Source organism: Streptomyces sp. BE303 (genome assembly GCF_036290945.1).
Classification (GTDB): domain Bacteria; phylum Actinomycetota; class Actinomycetes; order Streptomycetales; family Streptomycetaceae; genus Kitasatospora.
In genome coordinates, this window is sequence record NZ_JAQYWZ010000255.1 from 1 (window position 1) to 13,448 (window position 13,448).

The 13,448-nt window shown below is 72.9% G+C and carries 10 protein-coding genes; 3 read left to right on the top strand and 7 right to left on the bottom strand.

Features of this window, described 5'->3' with window-relative positions:
* Positions 1–319: 319 nt before the first annotated feature.
* The 5 genes from PUR56_RS01730 to mmuM all read right to left on the bottom strand — a co-directional run bounded on the left by PUR56_RS01730 (position 320) and on the right by mmuM (position 6,606).
* Positions 320–1,915, bottom strand: a complete 1,596-nt coding sequence (locus PUR56_RS01730) for a glycerol-3-phosphate dehydrogenase/oxidase (RefSeq protein WP_329885213.1) — start codon at positions 1,913–1,915, stop codon at positions 320–322.
* Positions 1,916–2,063: 148 nt separating this feature from the next.
* A complete protein-coding gene (glpK, locus tag PUR56_RS01735) occupies positions 2,064–3,590 on the bottom strand; it encodes a glycerol kinase GlpK (protein WP_329885212.1) in 1,527 nt (508 codons plus the stop codon).
* A gap of 94 nt (positions 3,591–3,684) precedes the next feature.
* On the bottom strand, positions 3,685–4,422 hold the full coding sequence (locus PUR56_RS01740) for an MIP/aquaporin family protein (protein WP_380359060.1): 738 nt from the start codon (positions 4,420–4,422) through the stop codon (positions 3,685–3,687).
* 304 nt (positions 4,423–4,726) lie between these two features.
* Entirely contained in the window at positions 4,727–5,491 is a 765-nt protein-coding gene (locus tag PUR56_RS01745; RefSeq protein WP_329885210.1) for an IclR family transcriptional regulator, read from the bottom strand.
* 194 nt (positions 5,492–5,685) lie between these two features.
* The gene (gene mmuM, locus PUR56_RS01750) at positions 5,686–6,606 is read right to left on the bottom strand and encodes a homocysteine S-methyltransferase (protein WP_329947558.1); all 921 of its coding nucleotides are present in this window, start codon (positions 6,604–6,606) and stop codon (positions 5,686–5,688) included.
* Between the two features lie 154 nt (positions 6,607–6,760).
* On the opposite strand from mmuM, the gene PUR56_RS01755 reads away from it, so the two are divergent.
* From PUR56_RS01755 to PUR56_RS01765, 3 genes are all read left to right on the top strand, one after another.
* Positions 6,761–7,777 (top strand): NUDIX hydrolase, encoded by a 1,017-nt coding sequence (locus tag PUR56_RS01755; RefSeq protein ID WP_329947559.1) that lies wholly within the window; start codon positions 6,761–6,763, stop codon positions 7,775–7,777.
* A gap of 40 nt (positions 7,778–7,817) precedes the next feature.
* Positions 7,818–8,366 (top strand): NUDIX domain-containing protein, encoded by a 549-nt coding sequence (locus PUR56_RS01760; RefSeq protein ID WP_329947560.1) that lies wholly within the window; start codon positions 7,818–7,820, stop codon positions 8,364–8,366.
* Positions 8,367–8,502: 136 nt separating this feature from the next.
* The gene (locus PUR56_RS01765) at positions 8,503–10,539 is read left to right on the top strand and encodes an acetoacetate--CoA ligase (protein WP_329947561.1); all 2,037 of its coding nucleotides are present in this window, start codon (positions 8,503–8,505) and stop codon (positions 10,537–10,539) included.
* Positions 10,540–10,662: 123 nt separating this feature from the next.
* On the opposite strand, the gene ptsP is transcribed toward PUR56_RS01765, so the two are convergent.
* Positions 10,663–12,333 carry a phosphoenolpyruvate--protein phosphotransferase gene (gene ptsP / locus PUR56_RS01770; RefSeq protein ID WP_329885205.1) on the bottom strand — a complete coding sequence of 557 codons (1,671 nt, stop codon included), beginning with the start codon at positions 12,331–12,333 and terminating at the stop codon, positions 10,663–10,665.
* A 101-nt stretch (positions 12,334–12,434) separates the two neighbouring features.
* Positions 12,435–12,884: a PTS sugar transporter subunit IIA gene (locus tag PUR56_RS01775; protein WP_329885204.1), complete on the bottom strand. Its 450-nt coding sequence runs from the start codon at positions 12,882–12,884 to the stop codon at positions 12,435–12,437.
* Between the last annotated feature and the right edge of the window lie 564 nt (positions 12,885–13,448).

The following is a 13,448-nucleotide window of genomic DNA, read 5'->3' on the forward strand; positions in this document are numbered from 1 at the left end:
TCAAACGCGCGATCTCCAAGTACAACGCCAAAGGCACCATCGACCGGACCAGCTACAAAGCCACCATCAGCATCGACATCCTGACCACACCAGACCCGTGACAGGAATCCGCAAGCTCTATCTACACGGCATTGCATCTAGCCCCGGTAGCGGTACCCCGGGACGGCGGACGGACGGTCCGCGGAAACGACGGACGGGCGGGCGCTCCCCAGGGGGAGCGCCCGCCCGTCACGTTCGGGAGGTCACTTCAGCAGCGGCACGACGGAGGGCGGGCACCCCCAGCCCTGGGGTGCCCGCCCGGCACGGCTGCGCCGTGGCGCTACTTGCCCTGGCGCTTGCCCAGGAACGCCTCGACCTCGGTGCGGATCTCCGGGGTGTCCAGGCCGCGGACGGTCATCGTGGTGCGGCGGCGCAGCACGTCGTCCACGGTGTACGCCCACTCGCTGTCGGCCGCGTAGGCGACCTGCGCCCAGACGTCCGGCCCGTCCTCGTGGATCGGCCGGCCGAGCTCCGGGTTCTCGTCGATCATGCGGGCGATCTCGAAGGAGAGCGTGCCGTAGTGGCTCGCCAGGTGCTTGGCGACCAGCGGCTCCATCCGGGAGCCCGGCTCGCGGTCGATCAGCAGACGGTGCGCGACGGCGTTCGGCGCGCCGACGCCCGGCAGCGGGACGGTCGGGGCGATCGGGGACATGTCCTCGCCGAGGGAGGTGCCGGGCACGTGCGCCAGCTTCTCCAGCACCGTCCGGCCGATGTGCCGGTAGGTGGTCCACTTGCCGCCGGCGACCGACAGCATGCCGCCCCTGCCCTCGGTGACGACCGTCTCGCGCTTGGCCGCGGCGGTGTCGCCCGGGCCGCCGGGCAGCACCCGCAGGCCGGCGAAGGAGTAGGTGATCAGGTCGCGGTCGAGGTGCTCGTCGCGGATGGCGTGCGCGGCCTCGCCCATGATCTGGTCGATGTCCGCCTCGGTGGCCCGGACGTCCTGCGGGTCGCCCGTGTACTCCTCGTCGGTGGTGCCGAGCAGGACGTGGTCCTCCCACGGGATGGCGAAGGAGACGCGGTACTTGTCGATCGGGATGGTCAGCGCGGCACGCCACGGGGCGCGGCGCTTGACGACGACGTGGGCGCCCTTGGAGAGGCGGATCGACGGCGCGGCGCCGGCGTCCTCCATCTTGCGCAGGTGGTCCACCCACGGGCCGGTGGCGTTGAGCACCAGGCGGGCGTCGACGCCGAACTCGGTGCCGTCCAGGCGGTCCCGCAGCTCGGCGCCGGTGACCCGGCTGCCGGTGAAGCGCAGGCCGGTGACCTCGGCGTGGTTCAGCACGACCGCGCCGGCGTCGACGGCGGCGCGCACCGTCATCACCGCGACGCGCGAGTCGTTCATCTGGTGGTCGCCGTAGACGGCGACCGAGCGCAGGCCCTCGCTGCGCAGCGCGGGCACCTGCTGGGCGGCGTGCGCGGCGGTGGAGACCCGGCCCATGCCGTCGCGGAAGGCGGAGAGCGCGGAGTACAGGAAGACGCCGGCGCCGAGCTTGGGCGCGCTGTGCGGGCCGCCCTTGTAGACCGGCACGAAGAAGGTCAGCGGGTTGACCAGGTGCGGGGCGACGTCGGTGGCGAGCGCGCGGCGCTCCTTGTGGTTCTCGGCGACCAGCTTGACCGCGCCGGTCTGCAGGTAGCGCAGACCGCCGTGGACCAGCTTGGAGGAGGCGCTGGAGGTGGCGCCCGCGAAGTCGCCGGCGTCGACCATGGCGACCTTCAGACCGGCCTGGGAGGCCGTCCAGGCGACGGCGGTGCCGAGGATGCCGCCCCCGATCACCAGCAGGTCGTAGGTGGCCTTGCCCAGCAGCTCGCGGGTCTCGGCACGGGATGCGGTGTGGCCGGCGGAGCGCTCGGCGCCCAGGGTCGGGATGGTTGCCATGGTGTGTGTACGGCGCGCGGGTCGGGCTGCGCCGTTACTCCTCTCGGTGTGCGTACGGCCCCTGGGGAGAGGCCGGGTCGGCCCGGTGCGGCGGGCCGGTGAAACGGGAGCGGGCCGGCCGGGGCTGCTGCCCCGACCGGCTTCGCGATCAGTTGTTCTCGTCCTCCTCCACCCAGCCCATGGTGCGCTCGACGGCCTTGAGCCACTTCTTGTACTCGCGCTCCCGGGTGGCCTCGTCCATGCGCGGGGTCCACTCGGCGGCGCGGTGCCAGTTGGCCCGCAGGGTGTCGAGGTCGTTCCAGAAGCCGACCGCCAGACCGGCCGCGTAGGCGGCACCGAGGGCGGTGGTCTCGGCCACGTACGGGCGCTCGACCGGGGCGTCCAGGACGTCGGCGATGTTCTGCATGAGCAGGTTGTTGCTGGTCATGCCGCCGTCGACCTTGAGGGCGGTGAGCTCGACCCCGGAGTCCTTCTGCATGGCGTCGACGACCTCGCGGGTCTGCCAGGCGGTGGCCTCCAGGACGGCCCGGGCCAGGTGGCCCTTGGTGACGTACCGGGTGAGGCCGGCGATCACACCGCGGGCGTCGGAGCGCCAGTACGGGGCGAAGAGGCCGGAGAAGGCCGGTACGAAGTAGGCGCCGCCGTTGTCCTCGACGGTGTTGGCGAGGGTCTCGATCTCGGCGGCGGTCGAGATGATGCCGAGCTGGTCCCGCAGCCACTGGACGAGCGAGCCGGTGACGGCGATCGAGCCCTCCAGCGCGTAGACCGGCTTCTGGTCGCCGATCCGGTAGCCGACGGTGGTCAGCAGGCCGTGGTACGAGTTGACGATCTTCTCGCCGGTGTTCAGCAGGAGGAAGGTGCCGGTGCCGTAGGTCGACTTGGCCTCGCCCTCGTTGAAGCAGGTCTGGCCGAACAGCGCGGCCTGCTGGTCGCCGAGCGCCGCCGCGACCGGCACGCCGGCCAGGTCGCCGACGGCCTCGCCGTAGACCTCGGCGGAGGAGCGGATCTCCGGGAGGACGGCCATCGGCACGCCCATCGACTCGGCGATCTTCTCGTCCCAGGCCAGCGACTGGAGGTTCATCAGCATGGTGCGGCTGGCGTTGGTCACGTCGGTGACGTGCTTGCCGCCCTCGACACCACCGGTGAGGTTCCAGATGACCCAGGTGTCCATGGTGCCGAACAGGATGTCGCCGGCCTCGGCGCGCTCGCGCAGGCCCTCGACGTTGTCCAGCAGCCAGCGGATCTTCGGGCCGGCGAAGTAGCTGGCCAGCGGGAGGCCGGTCTCGCGGCGGAAGCGGTCCTGGCCGACGTTGCGGCCCAGCTCGCGGCAGAGGGCCTCGGTCCGGGTGTCCTGCCACACGAGCGCGTTGTGGACCGGCTCGCCGGTGTGGCGGTCCCACAGGACGGTGGTCTCGCGCTGGTTGGTGATGCCGATCGCGCGGATGTCGTCCTTGGTCAGTCCGGCCTTCTCCAGCGCGCCGCGGACGACCGACTGCACCCGGGTCCAGATCTCGGCGGCGTCGTGCTCGACGTAGCCCGGCTGCGGGAAGATCTGCCGGTGCTCCTGCTGGTCGACGGAGACGATCCGGCCGTCCGCGCCGAAGATGATGCAACGGCTGGAGGTGGTGCCCTGGTCGATCGCGGCGATGTAGTTGCCAGTGCCAGTGGAGGTCATGAGGGTCCTCGGCTCGTTCAGCGGAATTCGGGGGTGGGTGGGCCTGACTCTCAGGTCAGTCCCCGTGCTCGGGCTGGGTGGAAACCCGGGGGCGTCAGAACGCCACGTGGTACAGGCCGCCGGCGAGCAGGCCGCCGATGACCGGGCCGACCACCGGGATCCAGGCGTAGGACCAGTCGGAGCCGCCCTTGTTCGGGATCGGCAGCAGTGCGTGGACGATGCGCGGACCCAGGTCGCGGACCGGGTTGATGGCGTACCCGGTCGGGCCGCCGAGTGACAGGCCGATGCCGACCACGGTGAAGGCGACGATCAGGATGCCGGTGCCGGAGAGGCCGAGGCCCTTGGTGAGGCCCTGGGTGAGGATGCCCAGGCAGAGCACGAAGGTGCCGATGATCTCGGTGAGCAGGTTCTGGACCGGGTTCCGGATCTCGGGGCCGGTCGAGAAGATACCGAGGGTGGGCTCCTGGTTGGCCTGGAACTGGCCGAGGTAGGTGAGCCACACGAAGACGGCGCCGATCATCGCGCCGAGCAACTGGGAGCCGAGGTAGAGCGGGACCGTGCTCCAGTCGCCGCTGTCCACCGCGAGGGCCAGGGTGACCGCCGGGTTCAGGTGCGCGCCGGACTTCGGGGCCGACATGTAGGCGGCGATCATCACCGCGAAGCCCCAGCCGAAGGTGATCGCCAGCCAGCCGGCGTTGAGGGCCTTCGACTTCTTGAGCGTCACGGCGGCACAGACGCCGCCGCCGAGAAGTATCAGCGCTGCGGTGCCGAGGGTTTCGCCGACGAAGATGTCGCCGTTGGAGAACGCGGACACAAAGACTCCCTTGTCCATATGGCCCGGAGGTGCGGGTGGGGGCAGGGGCCGGGCGATCGGGGGGCGGGTGAGCGCTCTGTGGGATCGTTTCGCACGGCCATCGTTCGACAATGTCGACCGTCATGCGGAAGCTTCCTCCCCGGGTCGCCCTCACGTCAAGGCCGGGTTACGCAGCTGTGACCCTTTGCTCGGTCCGCTACCCGGCGTCACCGACTGGATAGTCGCAATTTTGGACAAAACGGTAAGGCGCGGACAGGCGACTCGCCTGTCCGCGCCTCAGCGTGAACGTCGTGCATCCGGGGCGGCGCCCCGGCACCCCGGGTCAGAACCGGCCGGCGCCTAGGTCCCGGGAGATCGCCCGCGCGGCGCTGCGCACCGACGCGACCAGCGACGGCTTCACGAAGCCGTCCTCGCAGACCCGCTCCACCGGGCCGTTGACGCAGACCGCGCCGACCGGGTTGCGCCGCCGGTCCTGGATCAGTGCGCCGATCGAGGCCACGCCCTCCCAGGTCTCCTCGACCGCGTCCGCCCAGCCGCGCTCGCGGGTCAGCGCCGCCTCGGCGTCCACGTCGGCCGCCGAGGTCAGCGTCCGCGCCGTGTACGGCTCGTACGGCCCGTCGCCCAGCTCGCCGCGCGCCACCGGGTCGTACGCCAGCAGGACCTTGCCCAGCGCGGTGGAGTGCAGCGGCTGCATCGAACCGACCTCCAGCACCTGCCGGGTGTCGTCCGGCCGGAAGACGTGGTGCACGATCAGCACGCCCTGGTGGTGCAGGACGCCCAGGTAGACGGTCTCCCCGGCCGCCCTGGCCAGGTCGTCCGCCCACACCAGGGCCCGCGCGCGCAGCTCGTGCACGTCCAGGTAGCTCTGGCCGAGCCGCAGCAGCTCCGCGCCCAGCTGGTACTTGCCGCTCTCCGGGTCCTGCTCCACGAAACCCTCCTGCTGGAGGGTGCGCAGGATGCCGTGTGCCGTCCCCTTGGCCAGGTCCAGCGCCGTCGCGACCTCGGACAGGCCCAGGCGGCGCTCGCCGCCGGCCAGCAGGCGCATGATCGCGGCGGCCCGGGAGAGCGACTGGATCGGGCCGGGCATGTGTACCTCCGGGCTGACAGGCGGTCGACAATGTCGACCGCAGTGGTAACGGGCACGAGTCTGCCAGGCCGTGCCCGGTCCGTGCACCTTCCCCCTCGGTAACCCCCGCGCCTCCGACCCGTCCCGGGCGGCCCCGGGCCGTCCCGGATCGGTCCCGGCGCGCCCCGGCCGCGGGGCCGGCCCTCCGCCCGGCCTCAGGGCCGGACGCGGGCCACCTCGGCGGCCAGCTCCCGGATCTGCGCCGGCCCCACCCGGCAGCAGCCGCCCACCAGCCGCGCCCCGCCCGACAGCCAGCCGGCCACCCGCTCCGCCGCGAAGGTCGGACCGCCGGTCCAGTCCCGCGCCGCGGCGTCCCAGCCCTCGCCGCTGTTGGGGTACGCCACGACCGGCTTGCCGGTCACCCGCGCCGCCAGCGCCACCGCCCCGTCCGCCTCCTGCGGCGCGCAGCAGTTCACCCCCACGGCCACCACCTCGTCCGCCTCCGCCGCCGGCGCGAACGCCTCCGCCAGCGGCTGCCCCGCCCGGGTGCGCCCGCCCGCCACGCTGAACGACAGCCAGACCGGCACCCCCAGGCCGCGCACCGCCCGCAGCAGGGCCCGGGCCTCGTCGGCGTCCGGCACCGTCTCCAGTGCCAGCACGTCCGGCCCGGCCGCCGCCAGGGCCTCCAGCCGGGGCCGGTGGAACGCCTCCAGCTCGGCCGTGCTCAGCCCGTACCGTCCCCGGTACTCCGAGCCGTCCGCGGTCACCGCGCCGTACGGCCCCACCGACGCCGCCACCCAGCGCCGCCGGCCGGGCAGGCCCCCGGCCGCCTCCCGGGCCAGCTCCACGCCGAGCGCCAGCAGCCGCGCCGCCCCGGCCCGGCCCACCCCGCGCCGGGCGAAGCCCTCGAAACTCGCCTGGTAGCTCGCCGTGATCGCGACCTCGGCCCCCGCCTCGAAGTACGCCCGGTGCACCGCCCGCACCGCCTCCGGCGCGTCCAGCAGCAGCCGGGCCGACCACAGCCCGTCCGCCAGGTCGTGGCCGGCCGCCGCCAACTGGTCGGACAGCCCGCCGTCCAGCACCAGGGGGCCGGCCGCCAGGGCCGTGGCGAAGTCCGACGGGGGAGTGCTGGGCATGACGGCCTCCTCGCGACGAAGCTCCTGGTCACACCCTAGAAGCAGAGCGGTCCCCGGATCCCCGGAAAATCATTTGCCGCAGAGGCAAAGGATCGCTACGTTGTGCTCATTCCGAGAAGGACGGGCACGCACCGTGAGTGGAGAGGAGCGCGTCGTGACCACCCCACCCGACACCCCGGGTCGCACGGCCGCCGAGCAGGAGTGGCTCGCCTCCTACGACCCCCGTGCGTACACCCCGGTCGCCGTCACGGTCGACGTCGTCGCCCTGACCCTGCGCCACGGCTGCCTGCACGTCCTGCTGGTCGAGCGGGCCCTGCCGCCCTACCAGGGCCGCTGGGCGCTGCCCGGCGGCTTCCTGCGCGCCGGCGAGGAGAGCCTCGACGAGGCCGCCGCCCGCGAGCTCGCCGAGGAGACCGGCCTGCACGGCACGGTCGAGGCCGCGGCCGCGCTCAGCCGGATCCACCTCGAACAGCTCGGTACCTACGGCGCCCCCGACCGCGACCCGCGCATGCACGTGGTCGGCGTCGCCTACCTGGCCTTCGCCCCCGACCTGCCCGACCCGCAGGCCGGTACGGACGCGGCACGAGCCGCCTGGCACCCCGTCACCGACCTGGACCTCCGGCCGCCCGGCCGGTCCGAGACCGCCGGTGCACCCGCCGACACCCACGGGGGTGGCGTCGGCAGGTGCACCGGCACCCACATCCGGGCGACGGAGACGGCCGGACCCGCACCGAGCGGTCCCGCCGACGCCGCCCTCGACGCCGCCCTCGATCCGGGCTACGCCTGCCGGGGCGGCGCCCGGCCGGGCGCCGCGGCCCCGATCGCGCTGGCCTTCGACCACGCCCGCATCCTCGCGGACGGACTCGACCGCGCCCGCGCCAAGATCGAGTACAGCCCGCTGGCCACCGCCTTCCTCCAGCACGACTTCACCATCCCCGAGCTGCGCGCCGTCTACGAGGCCGTCTGGGACGAGAAGCTCCACCCCGGCAACTTCCACCGCAAGGTGCTCTCCGTCCCCGGCTTCGTCGAAGGCACCGGCACCACCACCAAGCACGGCGGCGCCCGCGGCGGCCCGCGCGCCCGTACCTACCGCTCCGGCGACGCCCGCCTCCTCCACCCGGCCCTCCTGCGACCCGCCCGGGAGGAAGAGGCGGGGGAGCGGATCCACTGACCGGGCCCCACCTCCGGCCGGCCCCCACTAGCATCCGGCCATGACGATTCACGAGGCCGGCACGGTGCGCCACCGCCCCAACTCCCACTGCCACTTCTGCGGCACCCTCTACCCGCCCGGTACCGACGGCTGGCCCCGCGTCTGCCCGCGGTGCACCGAGATCAGCTACCGCAATCCGCTCCCGGTCGTCGTCACCCTCCTCCCCGTCACCCAGGACGACACCGCCGCCGGCCTCATCGTCATCCGCCGCACCATCGAGCCCGGGTACGGCGAGCTCGCCCTCCCCGGCGGCTACGTCGACTACGGCGAGAGCTGGCAGCAGGCCTGCGTCCGCGAGCTCCGCGAGGAGACGGGCATCCTCGCCGACGCCGTCGACATCACCCTGGTCGCCACCGACTCCGACACCCACGGCGGCTTCCTCTGCCTCTTCGGCCTGCTCCCGGCCCGCCCGCTCGCCGAACTCCCGGCCTCCGTGCCCACCGAGGAGACCGACGGCTGGCAGCTCTCCACCCCGGACACCCCGCTCGCCTTCCCCTTCCACACCCGCGTCTCCCGTTCCTGGTACGACGGGGAGTTCACCCGCCCCTGACCAGGGCCTGACCGCGCCGGGCAGACCCTGGCGCACCGGCCGATCACGTGGCAGGGTCTGCACCGACAGCCCCCAACCGGACGCGGGCCCTGCCACGAGCAGCCCCGTCCTTACCACCGGCCGGGAGACCACCACCGTGAGCACTCCACCCCAGGACCAGCCGCTCTGGCGCCCCACCCCCGCTCGCGCCGCCAGCACCGGGATCGTGGCCTTCCAGGCCTGGGCCGCCCAGCACCACGGCGCCCCGGCCGCACCGCTCGCTCCCACCGCCTCCGACGCCGAGGCCGCCGCCCGCTACGCCGCCCTGCACGCCTGGTCCGTCGAGGACCTCGACCGCTTCTGGACGGCCGTCACCCAGTGGTTCGACGTCCGGCTCACCACCGAGGCCGGCACCGACGAACCGCTCGGCGTCCTGGCCGACCCCGCCATGCCCGGCGCCCGCTGGTTCCCCGGCCGCAAACTCAACTACGCCGAGCACGCCCTCCGCCACGGCGAGGACCGGGCCAACGCCGACAAGCCGGCCGTCCTCCACCTCGACGAGACCACCGAACAGCCCGTCACCCTCACCTGGGCCGAACTCCGCCGCCAGGTCGGCTCCCTCGCCGCCGCCCTCCGCGCGCGCGGCGTCCGCCCCGGCGACCGCGTCGGCGCCTACCTGCCCAACATCCCGCAGGCCGCCGTCGCCCTCCTCGCCACCGCGGCCGTCGGCGCCGTCTGGACCAGCTGCGCCCCGGACTTCGGCGCCCGCAGCGTCCTCGACCGCCTCCAGCAGATCGAGCCCGTCGTCCTGTTCGCCGTCGACGGCTACCACTACGGCGGCAAGGACCACGACCGCACCGACGTCGTCGCCGAGCTCCGTCGCGAACTCCCCTCGCTGCGCACCGTCGTCCACGTCCCCCTGCTCGGAGCCCCCGCGCCCGAGGGCGCGCTGCACTGGGACGACCTGGTCGCCGGCGACGCCGAGCCGGTCTTCGAGGCGGTCCCGTTCGACCACCCGCTCTGGGTCCTCTACTCCTCCGGCACCACCGGCCTGCCCAAGGCCATCGTCCAGAGCCAGGGCGGCATCCTCGTCGAGCACCTCAAGCAGGCCGGCCTCCACCTCGACCTCGGCCCCGCGGACCGCTTCCTCTGGTACACCTCCACCGGCTGGATGATGTGGAACTTCCTCGTCGCCGGCCTCCTCGTCGGCTCGACGATCGTCACCTACGACGGCAGCCCCGGGCACCCCGACACCGGCGCCTTCTGGTCCGTCGCCGCCCGCACCGGCGCCACCGTCCTCGGCACCTCCGCGGCCTACGTCATCGCCGGCCGCAAGGCCGAACTCCGACCCGGCCACGATCTCGACCTCTCCGCTGTCCGGTGCATCGGCACCACCGGATCCCCGCTGCCGCCGGACGGCTTCCGCTGGATCTACGACGAGGTCAAGGAGGACGTCTGGCTCGCCTCCGTCAGCGGCGGCACCGACGTCTGCTCCTGCTTCGTCGGCGGCGTCCCCACCCTCCCGGTGTACCTCGGCGAGATCCAGGCCCCGTGCCTCGGCGCCGCCGTCGAGTCCTGGGACGTCCAGGGGCACCCGCACACCGACGAGGTCGGCGAACTCGTCGTCACCAAGCCCATCCCGTCGATGCCCACCGGCTTCTGGAACGACCCCGAGGGCACCCGGTACCACGACAGCTACTTCGACACGTACCCCGGAGTCTGGCGCCACGGCGACTGGATCACCGTCACCTCGCGCGGCACCGTGGTCATCCACGGCCGCTCCGACTCCACCCTCAACCGGCAGGGCGTCCGGATGGGCTCGTCCGACATCTACGAGGTCGTCGAGCGCCTCCCCGAGATCGCCGAGTCCCTGGTCATCGGCCTGGAGGAGCCCGACGGCGGCTACTGGATGCCGCTCTTCGTGGTCCTGGCCCCCGACGCCGAACTCGACGACGCCCTCGTCGGCCGCATCCGCGTCGCGCTGCGGACCGAACTCTCCCCGCGCCACGTCCCCGACGAGGTCATCGCCGTCCGCGGCCTGCCGCACACCCTCACCGGCAAGCGCATCGAGGTCCCGGTCAAGCGCCTGCTCTCCGGCACCCCGCTCGACCAGGCCGTCAACCCCGGCTCCGTCGACAACCTCGACCACCTGCGCTTCTTCGAGCAGCTCCGCCGCGACCGCCGGGCCGGGTAGCCGGTGCGCCGGCCCCCCCGGCGCATCCCCGCCACCCTCCCGGACACGCCGAAGGGGCCCCTCCACCGCCACGGTGGAAGGGCCCCTTTTCGGAGGAACGCGCGGTCTCGACCGCCTGTCCGGCTACTCGCCGGACAGCACCTGCTGCGCCGCTGCCCGCGCCTCGTCGGCGCTGTCCGTCGCACGGGCGGCCTCGGCGGCCCGGCGGCACTGCGCCAGCGTGTACTTGCCCAGCGTGGTGCGCACGTAGGGGATCGACGCCGCGCCCATCGACAGGCTGGTCACCCCGAGACCGGTCAGCACCACGGCCAGCAGCGGGTCGGAGGCCGCCTCGCCACAGACGCCGCAGCTCTTGCCGGCCGCGGCGGCGGCCTCGGCGGAGAACGCGATCAGGTCCAGCAGCGCAGGCTGCCACGGGTCCTGCAGCCGGGCCAGCGCGCCGACCTGCCGGTCGGCGGCGAAGGCGTACTGGGCGAGGTCGTTGGTCCCCAGCGAGAGGAACTCGACCTCCTGGAGGATGGAACGCGCCCGCAGCGCCGCCGACGGGATCTCGACCATCGCGCCGAACTTGGCGTTGAGCCCCGCCTCACGACACGCGTCGGCGAAGTCCTTGGCGTCCTTGCGGTCGGCCACCATCGGGGCCATCACCTCAAGGTGCACCGGCAGGCCCTCGGCCGCCGTGGCCAGCGCACGCAGCTGGGTCTGCATGACCTCCGGGTGCTCCAGCAGCGTCCGCAGACCGCGCACACCGAGCGCGGGGTTCGGCTCGTCCGCCGGGGTCAGGAAGTCCAGCGGCTTGTCCGCGCCCGCGTCCAGCGCCCGGACCACGACCCGGCCCTCCGGGAACGCCTCCAGCACCTTGCGGTACGCCTCGACCTGCTTCTCCTCGCTGGGCGCCTTCGCCGAGTCGTCCAGGAAGAGGAACTCGGTCCGGAACAGGCCGACGCCCTCCGCGCCGGCCTCCAGCGCGGCCGGCAGGTCGGCGGGTCCACCGATGTTGGCGAGCAGCGGGACCTTGTGCCCGTCCAGGGTCTGGCCCGGACCGGAGGAGGCGGCCAGCGCGGCCTTGCGTTCGGCGGCGCTCCGGCGAAGCTCCTCCTGCTTCTCCTCGGTCGGCTCGACCAGCACGTTGCCCGAGCTGCCGTCGACGGCGACGACGGTGCCCTCGGCGACGTCGGCCGCTCCCGGGAGCGCGACCACGGCCGGCACACCCATGGCCCGCGCGAGGATGGCGCTGTGGCTGGTCGGCCCGCCCTCCTCGGTCACGAAGCCGAGCACCAGCGTCGGGTCGAGCAGCGCGGTGTCGGCCGGCGCCAGGTCCCGGGCGAACAGCACGTACGGCTCGTCGCTGTCCGGGACGCCCGGCATCGGCACGCCCAGCAGGCGCGCCACGATGCGGTTCCGCACGTCGTCGAGGTCGGCGACCCGGCCCGCGAGGTAGTCCCCGGCCGAGGCCAGCAGCGCGCGGTAGGCGGCGAACGCGTCGTAGACACCGCGCTCGGCACTGCTGCCGACGGTGATCCGGCGGGCGACGTCGGCCATCAGCTCCGGGTCCTGCGCCATCAGGGCCTGAGCCTCGAGGACGGCCTGCGCCTCGCCACCGGCCAGGTTGCCGCGGGCGATCAGGTCCGCGGCCACCGCCTCGACGGCCGCCTGGGCGCGGGCCTGCTCACGCGGGGCGTCCTCGGTGGGGATCTGGGTGGCCGGCGGCTCCAGCACCGCCGTACCCATGTGCCGCACCTGGCCGATCGCGACCCCGTGGCTGACACCCACGCCGCGCAGCGTCTTCTCCATGTATGTCTCCGCTGAGGGAAGCGGCCCCGCCGGGTACCGCTGTGTGCCGGGCCGCCCCGTCCGGTGCGGAGGGGCGGATCTGTCGGGAAGGTAGAGAGGGGTCAGCTCCAGTTGAACAGGGCGTCGCCGACGGCGACCTCCCCGTCCTCGCGGACGTCGCCCAGCGCGTCGGCCGAGGCCTCGAGCGCGACGATCGGCGAGATCGGCGACTTGCCGGCGGCCTCGACGGCGGCCGGGTCCCACTTGATGACGGCCTGGCCGCGGGTGACGGTGTCACCCTTGTTGACGAGGAGCTCGAAGCCCTCGCCGTTGAGCTGGACGGTGTCGATGCCCAGGTGGGTCAGCACGCCGTGGCCGTCCGCGTCCACGACGACGAACGCGTGCGGGTGCATGGATACGACCACGCCGTCCACCGGGGCGACGGCCTCGGTCGGGCGACGGACCGGGTCGATCGCGGTGCCCGGACCGACCATCGCGCCCGAGAAGACGGGGTCCGGCACGCCGGCGAGCCCGACGACCTTGCCGGTCAGCGGCGACATCACAGTGGTCATGGTTGAGCCTCCCAAGTGCGCAGTACAGGCGAGCGGCCGCGAACAGCGGCAGGATGATCGAGCGCAGTGATCGTCTGAAGCCTAAATCATGTCAACTTCGGACATCAGCTGACATTCCCAGGCGAAGTGACCTGCCTGTCCGCCCTCACCAGCCGGTCATCTTGCCGACCGCTGGTGGTCTAGTCCTCTTGGCCGATGCGCCGCACTCTACAGGCATCTTGGCGAATCGGGACCATTGCTGTATATGCTCGCGAGAGCAACAAATCACTCCTCCGACCGGGTGACGGCCGGCGCGGCCCGATTCGCGCTCCGGCGGACGACCCGCTATGGTTGGTCGAGTCGCCGCGAGACGACGGTTAACGCCAGGTTTCAGATACGAAAAGCGCCGGTTAAGAACTGGCAAACGGATCTGCTAGGCTGGAAACACGAAAGAACGAAGCGCCCGGAGGGCCGGTGTGAAAGCCGCCTGAAGGAAGTGTCCGTTCCTTGAGAACTCAACAGCGTGCCAAAAGTCAACGCCAGATATGTTGACATCCCCGGCCTCGGACTTGTTTCGGGGTTGGA

Excerpts from the sequence above, each read along its gene's own strand:
- PUR56_RS01740 (WP_380359060.1), bottom strand. The coding sequence starts at position 4,422 with ATGGACAAGGGAGTCTTTGTGTCCGCGTTCTCCAACGGCGACATCTTC.
- PUR56_RS01745 (WP_329885210.1), bottom strand. The coding sequence starts at position 5,491 with ATGCCCGGCCCGATCCAGTCGCTCTCCCGGGCCGCCGCGATCATGCGC.
- PUR56_RS01730 (WP_329885213.1), bottom strand. The coding sequence starts at position 1,915 with ATGGCAACCATCCCGACCCTGGGCGCCGAGCGCTCCGCCGGCCACACC.
- PUR56_RS01760 (WP_329947560.1), top strand. The coding sequence starts at position 7,818 with ATGACGATTCACGAGGCCGGCACGGTGCGCCACCGCCCCAACTCCCAC.
- ptsP (WP_329885205.1), bottom strand. The coding sequence starts at position 12,333 with ATGGAGAAGACGCTGCGCGGCGTGGGTGTCAGCCACGGGGTCGCGATC.
- mmuM (WP_329947558.1), bottom strand. The coding sequence starts at position 6,606 with ATGCCCAGCACTCCCCCGTCGGACTTCGCCACGGCCCTGGCGGCCGGC.
- glpK (WP_329885212.1), bottom strand. The coding sequence starts at position 3,590 with ATGACCTCCACTGGCACTGGCAACTACATCGCCGCGATCGACCAGGGC.
- PUR56_RS01775 (WP_329885204.1), bottom strand. The coding sequence starts at position 12,884 with ATGACCACTGTGATGTCGCCGCTGACCGGCAAGGTCGTCGGGCTCGCC.